The sequence below is a fragment of the Rhodopseudomonas parapalustris genome, assembly GCF_053772255.1.
The window spans coordinates 22,693-38,400 of the sequence record NZ_JAMKBZ010000033.1 but is presented as its reverse complement, the minus strand read 5'-3'; the positions used below and the strand labels follow the sequence as shown (position 1 = coordinate 38,400).

Genomic DNA, 15,708 nt, shown 5'->3' with positions numbered 1-15,708 from the left:
AAGGCTCTCAGTCGCAGGTCACTCGGTGACCGCCTTCTCCGAGATCTGCCATTCCTTGCCGTCGAACTCCATCGTGTGCAGCGTCTTGATCGAGGTGTAGTCGGTCGGCGTGTAGGAGTAGCTGACGTCGTCCAACATGTGCGGCGCGCGGAAGCCGCCGAGCATCGAGGCTTGCTTGAGGACGTTCGCACGCGTGAGGTTGTCGCCGCAGCGGCGCAGGATTTCCGCCATCGCGGCGGCCTGGCCGTAACCGGCGAACGCGATCGAATTGTCCGCCGCGACATTCGGCAGATACTTCTCGCGCAGCGCTTCGAACGCCTTCACATCCGGATCGTTGGCGTATTTCGGCGATCCGATGTCCTTGACGTAGGAAATCGCCACGATGCCCTTGGCGTTGTCGAAGCCGGCGGCGTGCAGGATCGAGCGGCCTGTGGAGCCCGCAGACAGCAGTTGCAGCGGCTTCCAGCCGAGCTCGGCGACCTTGCGGATCGACTGCGACGTCGCCTTGCCGGTGGTGATGTTGTAGAATACGTCGGCGCCGGACTTCGACAGGTTGATGAGCTGGGAATCGATCGTCGGATCGGTCAGGTCGTAGCTCGCCTCGGCCACCACCTTGGCCTTGCCGCCGGCGTCTTCCAGCACCTTCTTGAACGGGCCGAGGAAGTCGCGGCCGAAATCGTCGTTCTGGTACAGGATCGCGACCTTGGCGTCGGGCTTTACGCTGAGTACGTATTTGGCGAGGATCCGCGCCTCGGTCGGGTACAGCGGCAGGCCCGCGAGGGTCCATTTGAAGTGCTTCGGATCGTTCCACTTCGAGGCGCCGGTGTTCAGCAATAGCTGCGGCACGCCTTTGGAATTGAGATATTTGTGCACGGCGGTCTGCGGCGCGGTGCCGAGCGAGCCGTACAGCGCCAGCACTTCCTCCTGCTCGACGAGCTGACGGGTCGCTTCCACCGCCTTCGGCGCGCTGTAGGCGTCGTCCTTGGTGAAGAACCTGACCTTGCGGCCGTTGATGCCGCCCTTCTCGTTCAGCATCTCGAAATAGGCTTCGCCGACCCGGCCGAGCACACCGTACAGCGAACCGGGGCCCGAATGCGGCACCGTCTGGCCGATCTTGATCTCGGTGTCGCTGGCGTCGGGATCGTATTTCTTCTCGGCCGCGACCGACGGGGTGGCGGCGAGCAGCAGCGCGCTCAACACGGCTGATGACGCAAGGACGGATTTCGAGCGTGGATTCATGCGGTTTCCTCCTGATATGCCGGCTCGCTGTCGCGTCCGGTCTCGTTTGACCGCGGCTGCTCGCTTCTACGGCGGCATGTCCTCGGCAGGTGCTCCGGCTTCGTCACGCCGGCGGGGTTGGTCCCACCGGCGCGACGAGTCCGAGCCTAACACATCACGTCTCGAGGCCGCTCACAACGCCGCCCGGGAGAAGAACTTCGCTCGATCGCGCGGGATTACTCCGTGAACGGCTTGTCCGAGATGTCCCAGTCGGTGCCGTTGAAGGTCGCGATGTAGAGCGTCTTCATCGGGGTGTAGTCGTCCGGCGTGTAGCTGTAATCGATGCCGTCGAGGAAATAGGGAGAGTGGAAGCCCTTCAGCGAGGCGGCCTGCTTCAGCACGTTCTCGCGGGTCAGGTTGTCGCCGCAGCGGCGCAGGATCTCGGCCATCGTCACGGCCTGACCGTAGCCGGCGTAAGCAATGGTGTTGTCCTTGTCGACGTTGGGCAGGTACTTGGCACGCAATTCCTCGAACGCCTTGACGTCCGGATCGTTCTCGAACCGCGGCACACCGACTTCCTTCGAATAGCGGACCGCCACGATGCCCTTGGCGTTGTCGAGCCCGGCCGCATTGAGGATGGAGCGGCCGGTCGAGCCCGCCGACAGCAGGTGCAGCGGCTTCCAGCCGATTTCGGAGATCTTGCGGATCGACTGAGACGTCGCCTTGCCGGTGGTGATGTTGAAGAACACGTCGGCGCCGGACTTCGACAGATTGATGATCTGCGAATCGATCGTCGGCTCGGTCAGATCGTAGCTCGCCTCGGCCACCACCTTGGCCTTGCCGCCGGCTTCCTCCAGCACCTTCTTGAACGGCCCCAGGAAGTCGCGGCCGAAATCGTCGTTCTGGTACAGGATTGCCACCTTGGCATCCGGCTTCACCGCAATGACGTGCTTGGCCAGGATGCGCGCCTCGGTCGGATACAGCGGCAGGCCCGCCATGGTCCATTTGAAGTGCTTCGGGTCGTTCCATTTGGACGCCCCGGTATTCAGCAGAAGCTGCGGAACCTTCTTGGAATTCAGATACTTGTGGACCGCGGTCTGGGGCGCGGTGCCGAGCGAGCCATACAGCGCCAGCACCTCTTCCTGCTCGACCAGCCGGCGGGTCGCCTCGACCGCCTTCGGCGCGCTGTAGGAGTCGTCCAGGGTGATGAACTTGACCTTGCGGCCGTTGATGCCGCCCTTCTCGTTCAGCATCTGGAAGTAGGCCTCGCCGACGCGTCCCAGCACGCCATAGAGCGAACCGGGACCGGAATGCGGAACCGTCTGGCCGATCCTGATCTCCGTGTCGCTGGCGCCGGGGTCGTATTTTTTGTCGGCCGCCGTCGCGGTGCCGATGGCCAGCGTCGCCGCCACAATTGCGGCCGCGGACGCAAGGACGGAATTGTAGTTTGATTTCATCGAGTCTCTCTCCCCTGGTGCCGGATCGAAGGTCCGGTTCTCGTTCGGCCGCGGCGTGGTTCGCTTCTGCGGCGGGGCATCCTCGGTGCAAGGGCCGGGGACCGCAACCATCCAAAAGATTGAAAGATCTAGACAAACACGCAAAGCGTGCAGATCTTGCCGCGACGTGGGTTATCGGCTCGCGACGAGACGCCGCACCTGGAACCCAGGGGACCGGGAATTCCCTGCGTCAATCAATTGTTTACCTGCGATTTTCGGAGGGTGTGGCCGCGCGGGTACAGACGACTCGGCACCGCGACTTTAATCTCCGGGCAAGTCGAAGAGGGGATTTCCGTCCATGAAGCGAATTTTTGCCGGTGTCGTACTGGCCAGCACCGCCGCCGTCAGCGCCCAAGCGGCCGATCTCGCCGTCAAGGCTCCGTACCTGAAGGCCCCGGTTGCCGCCGTCTACGACTGGACGGGCTTCTACATCGGCGCCAACGTCGGCGTCGGCGTCGGCCGCAATCTCACGGCGCATGCTTTCCCGGGCGGCGGCACATTCAACACCACCTATCTGCAGCCGCAGGGCGCGATCGGCGGTGGTCAGATCGGTTACAACTGGCAGTTCGGGTCGATGTTCGGCCCAATGCTGATCGGCGTCGAAGCCGACATCCAAGGCAGCGGCGTGAGTGATGGCGGAACCACGCTGAACAGCTTGGCCGGCTTGGTGAACTACAATCAGAAGCTCGATTGGTTCAGCACCGTGCGTGGCCGCGTCGGCCTCGTGCGCGGCCCGGCGGTCGCCTACTTCACCGGCGGTTACGCGGTCGGGAACGTCAAAACCACTGTCACCGAGGGTGGCTTGGTGGCGTTCGACAGCAGCAAGACTCGCTCCGGCTGGGTGATCGGCTCGGGTGTTGAAGCGGCGCTGGGCGGCAACTGGACCGGCAAGATCGAGTATCTGTATCTCGACCTCGGCAACCAGACCGACTTCTTCGGCAATCAGAGCCTGCGAACCGAAGTTCGTGAGAGCATTTTCCGCGTCGGTCTGAACTACCGCATTGGCGGCAACGGCATGTACGTCACGCCGCCGCCCGCGAACTGGGCCGGCCTGTACATCGGCGGTAACTTTGGCGGCGCGCTTGGCCGCAACAATTCGACCGCGTCAATCTTCGGCCTCACCGAGCAGTTCAGCCTGTCGCCCGACGGCTACGTCGGCGGCGGCCAGATCGGCTACAATTGGCAGGCCGCAAACTGGGTGTTCGGCGCCGAAGCCGACTTCCAGGGCTCGACCCAGAAGGACGACCGCTCCGCGGTGCTCGGTTCGAACCTGATGTACAACCAGAAGCTTCCGTGGTTCGGCACCGCCCGCGCTCGCGTCGGCTACTCGCTCGGCTCGACGTTGTTCTATGTCACCGGCGGTTACGCTTACGGCAACGTCAAGACCAACATCACGACGCCGACCGTCAGCGACACTGTGAGCCGCACCCGCAGCGGCTACGCGGTTGGCGGCGGCATCGAGACCCCGTTCAGCCTGTTTGGCCTGCTCGGCCCGAACTGGACCTCGAAGACCGAATATCTCTATGTCGACCTCGGCAAGAGCGACGATTCGTTCTTCGGTGGCACCCTGCGCAGCACATCCAAGGTCACCGAGCATATGCTGCGCACCGGCATCAACTATCACTTCAATCAGCCGGTGGTCGCGAAGTACTGATCTTCGCATCGCAGCGACGGACACCAAACCCCGGCCTTTCGGCCGGGGTTTTTGTTTGCGCGGAACCAGGGCGACCGGGACTCGATTGCGATCCAGCCTGCCCTATATTGAACGGATGCGTCCGCACGACATCCTGATGCCGACCGCAGCCGGCTTGTGCTGCAAGCCGGGCGGCTTCCACATCGATCCGGTGCGGCCGGTCGAACGCGCTGTCATCACTCATGGCCATTCCGACCATGCCCGCGCCGGCCACGGCGCCGTGCTGGCGACCCAACCCACGCTCGACCTGATGCGGCTGCGTTACGGCGACAACTTCGCCGGCTCGACCCAAGCGGTGTCGTATGGCGAGACCATCCGGCTCGGTGACACCACGGTCTCGTTCCATCCGGCCGGCCATGTGCTCGGCTCCGCCCAGGTCTCGGTCGAAGCCGGCGACATCCGCATCGTCGCCTCCGGCGACTACAAGGACGCGCCCGACCCGACCTGCACGCCGTTCGAGATCGTATCGTGCGACGTCTTCATCACCGAGGCGACGTTCGGCCTGCCGGTGTTCCGCCATCCGGACGCGGCGGGTGAAGTTGGAAAGCTGCTCGACTCGGTCAGACTGTTTCCGGAGCGGGCGCATCTGGTCGGCGCCTATTCGCTCGGCAAGGCCCAGCGGGTGATCGCGCTGATCCGGCAGGCCGGCTACGACGCACCGATCTATCTGCACGGCGCGATGGAGAAGATCACGCACTACTATGCGGAGCAGGGCGTGCCGCTCGGCGAACTGCGTGCCGTGAAGGACGTCAAGAAAGCCACGCTCGCCGGCACAATCACGCTGGCGCCGCCGTCGGCGACCTCGGATCTGTGGACCCGCCGCTTCCCCGATCCGCTCACCGCATTTGCCTCGGGGTGGATGCGGGTCCGCGCCCGCGCCCGCCAGCGCGGCGTCGAACTGCCGCTGGTGATTTCCGACCACGCCGATTGGGACGGTCTCACCGCGACCATCGCCGCCACCGGCGCCGGCGAAGTCTGGGTCACTCACGGCCAGGAAGACGCGCTGGTGCATTGGTGCCAGACCAAGGGCCTCGCCGCACGGCCGCTCGATCTGGTCGGCTATGGCGACGAAGATGAAGACGTCGGCATGCCGGCAAGCGACAGCGAGGCCGCAGAGGCATGAATCGCTTCGCCGAACTACTCGACCGCCTCGGCTACGAACCGGGCCGCACCAACAAGCTGCGGCTGATCAACCATTACTTCCGCGAGGTCCAGGATCCGGATCGCGGCTGGGCGCTGGCGGCGCTGACCGGCGCGCTGTCGTTCCGCCACGCCAAGCCCGGCCTGATCCGCGCCCTGATCGCCGAACGCACCGACCCGGTGCTGTTCGGCCTGTCCTACGACTACGTCGGCGACCTGTCCGAGACGGTGGCGCTGATGTGGCCCTCGCCCCATGCACAGCGCAACTCCCCTCCCCCTTGCGGGGAGGGGTCGGGGGTGGGGGTCCACAACGGGAGCCTCGCCTCGGGGCGCCCTCACCCCAACCCTCTCCCGCAAGCGGGAGAGGGGGCTCGCCCTGCAGCGGGAGAGGGCAGTGATTCTGAACTCAGCGCGGCAACGACCCCAGGCCACAACAACCCTCCTCCTCCCACGCTCACCGAGATCGTCACCACGCTGCACAGTCTCGGCAAGGCGGAGCTGCCGGCGCAGTTGGCGCGCTGGCTCGATGAGCTCGACGAGACCGGGCGCTGGGCGCTGCTCAAGCTGGTAACCGGCGCCTTGCGGATCGGCGTGTCGGCGCGGCTCGCCAAGACTGCCGCAGCGGCGCTCGGCGATCAGGATCCGCACGAAGTCGAGTTGGTGTGGCCAGGCCTCGAGCCACCGTATGGCGACCTGTTCGCCTGGCTCGAAGGCCGCGGCCCGCAACCGGTCAATCGCGATCCGGCGCCGTTCCGCCCGGTGATGCTGGCGCACGCGATCGAAGACACCGACTTTGCAGCCATGAATCCGGCCGACTACATCGCCGAATGGAAATGGGACGGCATCCGTGTCCAGGCAGTCAGCGGCCTCAATGAGCAGGGCGACGGCGTTGCGCGACTCTATTCGCGCAGCGGCGAAGACATCACCATGAGCTTCCCCGATCTGTTGCCGTCGCTGCGCCTTCCCGGCGCGATCGACGGCGAGCTCCTGGTGCTGCGCGATCATCGCGTGCAGTCGTTCAACGTGCTGCAGCAGCGGCTGAACCGCAAATCGGTGACTCCGAAGCTGACCAAGGACTATCCGATCCATCTGCGCGCCTACGACCTGCTCGGCGACGGCGACGAGGATTTGCGGACTCTGCCGTTCGCCGAGCGCCGAAGTCGGCTGGAGGCCTTCATCACCCGGCTCGACGATGCCAAGGTCGATCTGTCGCCGGTCGTCGCCTTCGACGATTGGGAGGGCCTCCGCGCCGCGCGGCGCGATCCGGGGGCCGCCGGCGCCGGGCCGGATGCCGACGCGGTCGAAGGCGTAATGCTGAAGCGGCGCGACGCGCTGTATCTGCCCGGCCGACCCAAGGGCCAGTGGTGGAAGTGGAAGCACGACCCGCACATCATCGACGCGGTGCTGATGTATGCACAGCGCGGCCATGGCAAGCGCTCGTCGTATTATTCCGACTACACGTTCGGGGTCTGGACCGACGGCGACGGCGGCGATCAGCTCGTCCCGGTCGGCAAGGCGTATTTCGGCTTCACCGACGAAGAGCTGCTGCAGATCGACCGCTTCGTCCGTCGCAACACAACCGAGAAATTCGGCCCGGTCCGCCACGTCGTGCACGAGCCCGACAAAGGCCTGGTGCTGGAAGTCGCGTTCGAAGGGCTGCAGCGGTCGCCGCGCCACAAATCCGGCGTGGCGATGCGGTTTCCGCGGATCAGCCGGCTGCGCTGGGACAAACCGCCGAAGGATGCCGACCGACTGGAGACGCTGGAGCGGATGCTGAAGGCGGAAACCGTGAATCCGCCGACGGTCGCCGGGCGCAAGCATTGACGGCACGGCACCGGTTTCCCATCTGCCCTGCACCGAATATGATGCGCAAGCCACGCGCGCGAGGACCATGACGATGCGAGACGACATCCGGGATCTGCCGGCCAATGACGACAGAATGACCCGCTTTCTCGGCGGCTCGCCGATGGCCGTGGCATTTCGCCTGATCCTGATGTCGGTCCTCGTCGGCGTGGTGCTGGCGGCGATCGGACTCGATCCATGGAACATCCTCGTCAGCATTCGTCTGATGTTCGAACGGATCTGGGACCTCGGCTTCGACGCGATCAGCGGGCTGTGGCGTTACTTCCTGCTCGGTGCGGTGATCGTGATCCCGATCTGGCTGCTCAGCCGACTGTTCAGCACCCCGCGCGGACGCTGAACCGCCGCGACACGCCCTACCGTGGAATCCGCGAATTCGCCCGTAACCATCCGGCAGGTGTTCGCCATCGCCGGCCCGGCGATGGTCGCCAACCTGACCACGCCGCTGCTCGGCGTCGTCGCCACCACTGCGATCGGCCGGCTCGGCGAGGCGACGCTGCTCGGCGGCGTGTCGATGGCCTCGGTGCTGTTCGACTGCCTGTTCTGGCTGTTCGGCTTTCTGCGGATGAGTACGCTGGCCTTCACGGCGCAGGCGCTCGGCGCCGGCGAGGCGCGCGAAGTGCCGGCGCATCTGCTGCGCGGCCTGCTGGTCGCCGCCGGAATCGGCGTAGCGCTGATCGCCCTGCAGGCGCCGCTCGCCGCGGTCCTGATCGGCGCGATGGGCGGCAGCGATGCGGTCAGCGCCGCCGCCAAGACCTACTTCTCGATCCGGATCTGGTCGGCGCCGCTGGTGCTGGCGAATTTCGCGGTGCTCGGCTGGCTGGTAGGCCAGGCGCGCGCCATGCTGGCGCTCGCGGTGCAGATCGCCATCAACCTGATCAACATCGCCGCCACAATGACGCTGGTGCTGTGGTTCGACTTCGGCATTGCCGGCGCCGCGATCGCCGCTGTGATCGCGGAAGGTTCGGGCCTATTGATCGGGCTCGCGATCGCGGCCTCGCGCGGCCGTGGCCTGTTCAACGTGTCCCGGGCGATGCTGTTCGATCCGCACCGTCTGCGGCGGATGTTCGACGTCAATCGCGACATCATGATCCGCACCGCCGCGCTGATCGCGGTGTTCCTGTTCTTCACCGCACAGGGCGCGCGCGGCGGCGACATCGTGCTCGCCACCAATGCGGTGCTCAACAACTTCCTGATGATCAGCGCGTTCTTTCTCGACGGGCTGGCCAATGCCGCCGAACAGCTCTGCGGCCGCACCCTCGGCGCGCGCGACCGTTCCGGATTCGTCAAGGCGACGCGGCTGGTGATCCTGTGCGGCTTCGGCTTCGCACTGGCGGTGAGTGCGATCTACGCATTGGCCGGCCCGGCGCTGATCGATTTCATCACTTCGAACGACGAGCTGCGCCGTTCCGCCCGGAACTATCTGTGGCTGGTGACGCTGGCGCCGATACTCGGCGTATTCGCATTCGCCTATGACGGCGTATTCATCGGCGCCACCTGGGCGCGCGAGATGCGCAATCTGATGCTGCTGTCGCTGCTGCTGTTCCTGGCGTCGTGGTTCGCGCTTCGCCCGCTCGGCAACACCGGACTGTGGATCGCACTGCTGCTGCATTACGTCTGGCGCGGCGGTCTGCAGGCGCTGCGTTATCCGGCGATGGTGCGCGGCTCGTTTCCGGCGACACATTGAGTTTTCTTCAAATCTCGCACTGCGAATTATCGCTCCGTTGATACCCGCATCACGCGCAGAAGATTTACACTTCGCATCTCGCCGCTCCACAAATACCATTCTCCATAGAATAGAATCGAATCAGGGAGAGACGGAATGTGCCAGACGTGTTTGAGCGGTGTGTCGCGGCGCCATCTGATGGCGGGCGGACTGGGACTGCTCGCGGCCTCAACGCTGCCCTTCGCCGCGAGCGCGCAAACCCAGGCGAGCGATACGCCCGACGCCGCACTCGACAAGCTGATGCAGGGCAATGAGCGCTACATCGCCGGCCAGATGCGGGAGCGTGATTTCTCCGCGGGCCGCGCCGCGCGGGCGCAGAGCCAGGCGCCGTTCGCCGCTATTCTCGGCTGCGCCGACTCCCGCATCGCACCGGAGTTGGCGTTCGACCAGGGCCCCGGCAACCTGTTCGTAGTCCGCGTCGCCGGCAATTTCGTCACGCCGGACGGCCTCGCCAGCCTCGAATACGGCGCAGCCGTGCTCGGCACCAAGGTGATCATGGTGCTCGGCCACAGCAATTGCGGCGCCGTCAACGCCACGGTCGCTGCACTCCAGAAGGGCAACGATCTGCCCGGCCACATCGCCGCTCTCGTGCGAGCCATGAAGCCCGGCATCGAGCCGGTGTTGAAGGCCAAGGAAGACGATCTGCGCAATCAGGCCGTGATCGCCAATGTCCGTTACAATGTCCGGCAGTTGCAGGAGTCGAAGCCGATTCTCGCCGACATGGTGAACAGCAAGAAGCTGCGGGTGGTCGGCGGCGTGTACGATCTCGCCAGCGGCAAGGTCACCCTGGTTTAACGACGCCGGCAACGTTGCGCGCGGGGGCCGGGATGCGTCCCTGCGCGCAACGGTCGCGGCATCCGGCGATGGTACGGGTTACGTTCCGAGCACAGACGGCCTAGAGCTGAGGGAACGGCATCTGAGCCAGATCGACGGAACGCGAAATGCAGGTACGATTTGTCGGCTGTGGCGACGCGCTGGGCTCCGGTGGCCGGCTCAATACCTGTTTTCACGTCTCCGGGCAGACCGTGAACTTCCTGATCGACTGCGGCGCCACCTCTTTGCCGGCGTTGAAGCGCTACGGAATTTTGCGCGAAGAACTCGATCTGATCCTGATCACGCATTTCCACGGCGATCATTTCGGCGGACTGCCGTTCCTGATGCTCGACGCGAAGTTCATGAAGCGCAAGCGACCGCTGGTGATCGCCGGCCCGCAAGGCATCGACATCCGTCTCACACGCCTGATGGAAGCGATGTTCGAGCACTCGTCGGCGACCAAGCCGAGCTTCGACCTCCAGGTGCTGACACTCGAACCGGCAGTGGAGCGGCAGTTCGGTGCCGTGACCGTGACGCCGTTCCCAGTGATCCACGGCGACTCCGGCGGGCCGTTCTTCGCCTACCGGATCGAAGCGGAAGGACGCATCCTCGCCTACAGCGGCGACACGCAATGGACCGATCAGCTCGTCGCAGCGGCGCACGACGCCGATCTGTTCATCTGCGAGGCTTACACCTACGACCGCACGGTGAAGAACCACATCAGCCTGAAGGCGCTGGAAACCCACCTGCCGCAGATCAATCCGAAGCGCGTGATCCTCACCCACATGGGCGACGAGGTGCTGCACAGACTCGACACCGTCCCGCACATGGCGGCGAGCGACGGACTGATCGTGCCGCTGTAGAAACTCTCGACGATCCGTGGCGCGCGCCGGGATGACACCCACGACTCGCGCGCTAAGCGCACCCCAGGATGAACGGTCGTGTTGTGTGGGGAGTCATTCCCGGACGCTCGCGCCAGCGAGCGGATCCGGAATCTGGAGATTCAGGGCACTTCAGCGAGCCTGCGGGGCAAGCTTCTCGGCCAGGCAACTGCGGGATTCCGGGTTCGCTCGCTAGCGCGAGCGCCCCGGAATGACGGGGGGTGTGAGTAGCAGAACGTCGACCGTTCAGATCGGCCATTCTTCCGCAGTGATCATCGGCGCGTCGGCGCCGACGATTTCGGCCAGCGACTCGCGGCCGGTGCGGAGCAGCGTCGAGGCGAGATCGGCCTTGATGTTCTCGACCAGACGGAGGCCCTTGTAGACCAGCGCCGAATACAACTGCACCAGCGTCGCGCCAGCGCGGATCTTGGTCAGCGCCGCCCCTCCGGAATCGATGCCGCCGACGCCGATCAGCGGGAATGCACCCTCGGCGCGCACGTAAGTCTCCGCCACCATCCGGGTCGACAGCCGGAACAGCGGCCGGCCCGACAACCCGCCCTGCTCGTTGATGCGGTTGCGCTCGCGCAGCGTCGGCGAGCGGGACAGCGTGGTGTTGGCGACGATCATGCCGTCGACGCGCCGTGACCGCGCGATGTGGACCACGTCGTCGAGCTCACTGAGCGACAGATCGGGCGCGATCTTCAAGAGCACCGGAGTATCGCCCGCCGCCGCCCGAACCCGTTCGCGGGCGTCGATCACCCGCGCCAGAAGATCGTCGAGCGCGGCGGCCTGCTGCAGATTGCGCAGGCCCGGTGTGTTCGGTGACGAGACGTTGACGGTGAAGTAACTCGCCAGCGGCGCGAAGGTCTCGATCAGCTTGACGTAGTCCGCCACGCGATCGTCGCTGTCCTTGTTGGCGCCGACATTGACCCCGACGATGCCGCCATATTGCGCGCGCGCCGCCAGCCGGCGCAGCACCGCCTCGGCGCCGTCGTTGTTGAAGCCCATGCGGTTGATCACCGCTTCGTCGCGCTCCAGCCGGAACAGGCGCGGCCGCGGATTGCCGGCCTGCGGCCTCGGCGTCACCGTGCCGACCTCGACGAAGCCGAAGCCGAGCCGCAGCAGCGCATCCGGCGCTTCGGCGTTCTTGTCGAAGCCGGCGGCGATGCCGACCGGATTGGGAAAATTCAGCCCGAACGCGCGCACCGCGAGCCTGGGATTGTCGGGCCGCGGCTTGACCGGCGGCCACAGCTTCAGGCCCTGGATGGCCAGCCGGTGCGCATCCTCCGGATCGAGCCAGCGCAGCAGCGGCAGCGAGACGGCATCGAACGCGCGGATCACGACGCGAGCTCCGGCACGACGTGGCTGCCATCGGGGCGCGTGACGAGATCCTGCACGCCGGTCACCGCCGACAATACCAGGTCGCCATAGAGATGCGGAAACAGCTCGTCGCCGCGCGATGGCTCCCACCGCAGCCCGTCGCCGAGCGACGCCGCATCGACCGCAATCAGCTTCAAGCCGGTCTTGCCGGCGTAATGCTTGGCAAGGGTGCCGGCGAGTTGCGGTGCCGTCGAGAAATGGATGAAGCCGTCGCGGGCATCGTCGGCACTGCCGCGGTACAGACCGGCCCGCTCGGCATCTCGCCAGGCCGCGGCGTCACAGATCTTGTAAATCGTGCGCAAGGGCGCGGCTTCCCGTCGTTGCGGCTGGTTTCAGGGTCGGGCGAGGATCGGTCCCGCCAATCTCCGGGCAACCGAAACATCCGCTGAAACAATAAGTTGCGCACGTCGGAAGCGCAAAGTCGAATCCGGCATGGCCGATCCGCGCGCGTTCGGTCGCCCGGCCATCGGCCGAACTTGGGCACGACCGTATCGGCCGCTCCGGAGCTCTGCAAGAGGCCGCGCTTTTGTCACCGGACGGGATTGCATAATGCCGAAAATTAAGGCAATAATTCCTAGTATCAAGTCCGTTTCCGCGCGCCGGAGCGACGGCGCATCTGGGTGCCTCCGATGCAAATGCTGACGCACGATCAGATCTGGACTGCCCTTGACAGGCTGGCCGAACGATCCGGCCTTTCGCCGTCGGGGCTCGCCAAGAAATCCGGGCTCGATCCGACCACCTTCAACAAGTCGAAGCGGATCACCAATGACGGCCGCGAACGCTGGCCATCGACCGAATCGGTCGCCAAGGCACTGCAGGCGACCAACACCGCGATCGACACCTTCGTGCAACTGATCCACGACCGGCCGCGGGTGGTACAATCGGTGCCGCTGCTCGGCCTCGCTCAGGCCGGCTCCGGCGGTTATTTCGACGACGGCGGCTTCCCGGTCGGCAAAGGCTGGGACGAGGTCGGACTTCCGTCGATCAGCGACGAGCACGCCTACGCTCTGCAGATCTCCGGCGATTCGATGAAGCCTGCGTATCGCGACGGTGACATCGTCGTGGTGTCGCCCAGCGCCGCGGTCCGGCGCGGCGACCGGGTGGTGGTGAAGACCACCAAAGGCGAGGTGATGGTGAAGGAATTGAAGCGCCGCACCGCCAAGCTGATCGAGTTGACGTCGCTCAATCCCAGCCATCCGGACCGGACCCTGATGCCGTCCGAGGTGGAATGGATCGGCCGCATCGTCTGGGCCAGCCAGTAAGCAAACACCATCGTCGTTCATTCGTCCCACTTCACTTTGTTCCGGCGTCGAGCAATGCTAGTTCCCGCGCATCAACCCGGGAGACGTCGATGGACCGCCGAAATATCCTGAAGGCCTTTGCCGGCCTCGCTCTATGTCCGCTCTGCGCCAGCGCCGGCGTTGCCGCCGAAGGCGCCCATCATTGGGGCTACGAGGGCGACGGCGCCCCCGCAAAGTGGGGCGAGCTCGATCCCGCTAACCAGATCTGCTCGATCGGGGTACAGCAATCGCCGGTCGACATTCGCTCGACCGTCAGCGCCAACCTGTTTCCGCTGCAGATGCAGTGGGCGGACACGGCCGATACCATCGTCAACAACGGCCACACCATCCAGCTCAACATGGCCGAGGGCTCGACGCTCAAGCTCGGCGGCGCGAGCTTCAAGCTGGTGCAATTCCATTTCCACCGCCCGAGCGAGCATCAGATCGACGGCAAGTCGTTCCCGATGGAAGTACACTTCGTCCACCGCATGGATTCCGGCACGCTCGGCGTGGTCGGCGTGCTGATGCAGGAAGGCGCGGCCAATCCGGCCTTCGCCAAGATCGTCGCGACCATGCCGCAGAGCGAGGGCCCGGCGGTGAAGGCCGATCCGGCGATCAACCCGAACGCGCTGCTGCCGACCAAGCTCGCCTACTATCGCTACGAAGGTTCGCTCACCACACCGCCGTGCTCGGAGGTCGTCGACTGGATGGTGCTGACCGATCCGATCACGGTCGCGGCCGACGACGTCGCGGCGTTCGCCAAGCTGTATCCGATGAACGCCCGCCCGGTGCAGAAGGACAATCGCCGCTTCGTGCTGCAGTCCAACTGAGCCCGACCACGCAGGTCGAAGCCGGCTTAACGACAAAGACCTGACGCGGGAGCCGCGTCAGGTCTTTTCGCTTTTCAGACAGGTGATTTGCGGTCGCCGGACTCAGCCGCCGTTGCCCGGAGACGCATCAGCGACCGGGACCAACGGCACGTCGGCGACCAGCGACGAGGTCATCGACGGCACCTGGGCGCCGCTCGTCGCCTTGATCACAGCCAGCCGCGTCTTGGCGAACGCCGCCTCGGCGCTGGCGGGCGACGATAGCGAACCGATCAGTTCGCCGACCAGCATGCTGTTGGCGGCGTCATCGTCGTCCGCAACCTGGCCTGGGGTCGCCGCCGACAGCACCAGCGCATTGGCCGGAGCCTCGATCGGCGCCAGCCCGTGCGAATAGGCACGGAAGCGACGCTCATACGGATTGCGGCGCGAGGCATCGAGCACCGCGAGGTTGGTGCGGGCACCGGCAGCCTTGATCTCCGCCAGCACCTGCTCGACGCTGACGCCGCTGCGGCGCACATCGGCCTCGGTCCAGATCTTGGCGTCGACCGGGATCATGTAATTGTCGCGACCGGACTGGATGCCGTAGCCGCCGAAAAACAGCATCACGGTCGCGTCCTTGCGGGCGCGTGCCTTGAGACGATCGACCGCGCGCAGGATGTCGTCGCGACTGGCGTCTTCGATCATGTCGACGTCATAGCCGTCGCCGCGCAGCTTGGCGCTGAGCGCACGGGCGTCGTTGATCGGCTGGGTCAGCGGAGCCGCCGCGTCCGGGTAATGACCATTGCCGATCACCAGCGCCAGCCGTGACGAGGAGGCATTCGCCTCTTGCGCGGCCGGCGAAGCGGCGCGAGCGGAATCGACCGGGCGCTTGTTCAGCGCCGCATGAGCACCGATCCCGAGCGACACCACGCCCACCAAGGCCGCAGCCGCGGTAAGGGTTCGCCGGGACAAGCGATGCAACCGGATCTTCATCGTCGATCGTCCTTATCGGCGCGCGCAGGCATTCGTCGCGTCGCTACCGTTCAGGTTCAGGGGATGAGCGGGTCTTTTGCGTGTGAATTGCGCTCAATTTGCGGCGTCGCACAATAACAAGTCCTTAAACAATCCAGGATGTTCCGACAAGCTGGAAGGAACTCGCAGCGTTGAACCGGAACAGCTCGCCACCAATTCGGACCTCTGACCTTTGGTATTTCGACTGCTCCTCGACGCGAAAGCCGCGAAGAGCATTGAAATCACTGCGAATGCTTCACTGAGCGTTGCTGCGACAATTATCGTCTTTGGAGGCCGGCCGTTCTGTCCTACCCCTCGGGCCGGCCCGATCGGGCGAGGCCGGATGCGGCGGGTTTGTAATCCCCGTCCGTCCATGCAATTTCTCAATGGCTGGAAGACGTTCG

The 15,708-nt window shown here is 65.2% G+C and carries 14 protein-coding genes; 9 read left to right on the top strand and 5 right to left on the bottom strand.

What is annotated here, in order from left to right; translation table 11 throughout:
• Positions 1 to 18 precede the first annotated feature (18 nt).
• Together M9H71_RS21690 and M9H71_RS21685 are read right to left on the bottom strand one after the other, a co-directional pair.
• Positions 19 to 1,239: an ABC transporter substrate-binding protein gene (locus tag M9H71_RS21690; RefSeq protein WP_455406971.1), complete on the bottom strand. Its 1,221-nt coding sequence runs from the start codon at positions 1,237 to 1,239 to the stop codon at positions 19 to 21.
• Positions 1,240 to 1,454: 215 nt separating this feature from the next.
• Complete coding sequence (locus tag M9H71_RS21685) at positions 1,455 to 2,675, bottom strand: ABC transporter substrate-binding protein (protein WP_455406970.1); 1,221 nt, start codon at positions 2,673 to 2,675, stop codon at positions 1,455 to 1,457.
• 337 nt (positions 2,676 to 3,012) lie between these two features.
• Here M9H71_RS21685 and M9H71_RS21680 point away from each other — a divergent pair, with 337 nt between their 5' ends.
• The 7 genes from M9H71_RS21680 (at position 3,013) to M9H71_RS21650 (ending at position 10,809) form a co-directional block, all read left to right on the top strand.
• Positions 3,013 to 4,368 (top strand): outer membrane protein, encoded by a 1,356-nt coding sequence (locus tag M9H71_RS21680; RefSeq protein WP_455406969.1) that lies wholly within the window; start codon positions 3,013 to 3,015, stop codon positions 4,366 to 4,368.
• Positions 4,369 to 4,483: 115 nt separating this feature from the next.
• On the top strand, positions 4,484 to 5,530 hold the full coding sequence (locus tag M9H71_RS21675; protein WP_455406985.1) for a ligase-associated DNA damage response exonuclease: 1,047 nt from the start codon (positions 4,484 to 4,486) through the stop codon (positions 5,528 to 5,530).
• Positions 5,527 to 7,371, top strand: coding sequence for an ATP-dependent DNA ligase (locus M9H71_RS21670; RefSeq protein ID WP_455406968.1), 1,845 nt, complete (start codon positions 5,527 to 5,529; stop codon positions 7,369 to 7,371). The genes M9H71_RS21675 and M9H71_RS21670 overlap by 4 nt, the downstream gene beginning before the upstream one ends.
• A 73-nt stretch (positions 7,372 to 7,444) precedes the next feature.
• The gene (locus M9H71_RS21665) at positions 7,445 to 7,747 is read left to right on the top strand and encodes a DUF6460 domain-containing protein (protein ID WP_455406967.1); all 303 of its coding nucleotides are present in this window, start codon (positions 7,445 to 7,447) and stop codon (positions 7,745 to 7,747) included.
• Between the two features lie 81 nt (positions 7,748 to 7,828).
• Positions 7,829 to 9,094 carry an MATE family efflux transporter gene (locus M9H71_RS21660; protein ID WP_455406984.1) on the top strand — a complete coding sequence of 422 codons (1,266 nt, stop codon included), beginning with the start codon at positions 7,829 to 7,831 and terminating at the stop codon, positions 9,092 to 9,094.
• A 135-nt stretch (positions 9,095 to 9,229) separates the two neighbouring features.
• A complete protein-coding gene (locus M9H71_RS21655; protein ID WP_455406966.1) occupies positions 9,230 to 9,928 on the top strand; it encodes a carbonic anhydrase in 699 nt (232 codons plus the stop codon).
• A gap of 146 nt (positions 9,929 to 10,074) precedes the next feature.
• Positions 10,075 to 10,809, top strand: coding sequence for an MBL fold metallo-hydrolase (locus tag M9H71_RS21650; RefSeq protein ID WP_455406965.1), 735 nt, complete (start codon positions 10,075 to 10,077; stop codon positions 10,807 to 10,809).
• A gap of 264 nt (positions 10,810 to 11,073) precedes the next feature.
• Here M9H71_RS21650 and M9H71_RS21645 read toward each other — a convergent pair whose 3' ends face one another.
• Together M9H71_RS21645 and M9H71_RS21640 are read right to left on the bottom strand one after the other, a co-directional pair.
• Positions 11,074 to 12,168, bottom strand: a complete 1,095-nt coding sequence (locus M9H71_RS21645) for a quinone-dependent dihydroorotate dehydrogenase (RefSeq protein ID WP_455406964.1) — start codon at positions 12,166 to 12,168, stop codon at positions 11,074 to 11,076.
• Positions 12,165 to 12,509 carry a DUF952 domain-containing protein gene (locus tag M9H71_RS21640; protein ID WP_455406963.1) on the bottom strand — a complete coding sequence of 115 codons (345 nt, stop codon included), beginning with the start codon at positions 12,507 to 12,509 and terminating at the stop codon, positions 12,165 to 12,167. The genes M9H71_RS21645 and M9H71_RS21640 overlap by 4 nt, the downstream gene beginning before the upstream one ends.
• A gap of 333 nt (positions 12,510 to 12,842) precedes the next feature.
• Between M9H71_RS21640 and M9H71_RS21635 the strand changes: the two genes are divergently transcribed.
• Positions 12,843 to 13,469: a S24 family peptidase gene (locus M9H71_RS21635; RefSeq protein ID WP_455406983.1), complete on the top strand. Its 627-nt coding sequence runs from the start codon at positions 12,843 to 12,845 to the stop codon at positions 13,467 to 13,469.
• Between the two features lie 89 nt (positions 13,470 to 13,558).
• Positions 13,559 to 14,317 (top strand): carbonic anhydrase, encoded by a 759-nt coding sequence (locus M9H71_RS21630; protein WP_455406962.1) that lies wholly within the window; start codon positions 13,559 to 13,561, stop codon positions 14,315 to 14,317.
• Positions 14,318 to 14,419: 102 nt separating this feature from the next.
• On the opposite strand, the gene M9H71_RS21625 is transcribed toward M9H71_RS21630, so the two are convergent.
• Positions 14,420 to 15,286 (bottom strand): caspase family protein, encoded by an 867-nt coding sequence (locus tag M9H71_RS21625; RefSeq protein ID WP_455406961.1) that lies wholly within the window; start codon positions 15,284 to 15,286, stop codon positions 14,420 to 14,422.
• Between the last annotated feature and the right edge of the window lie 422 nt (positions 15,287 to 15,708).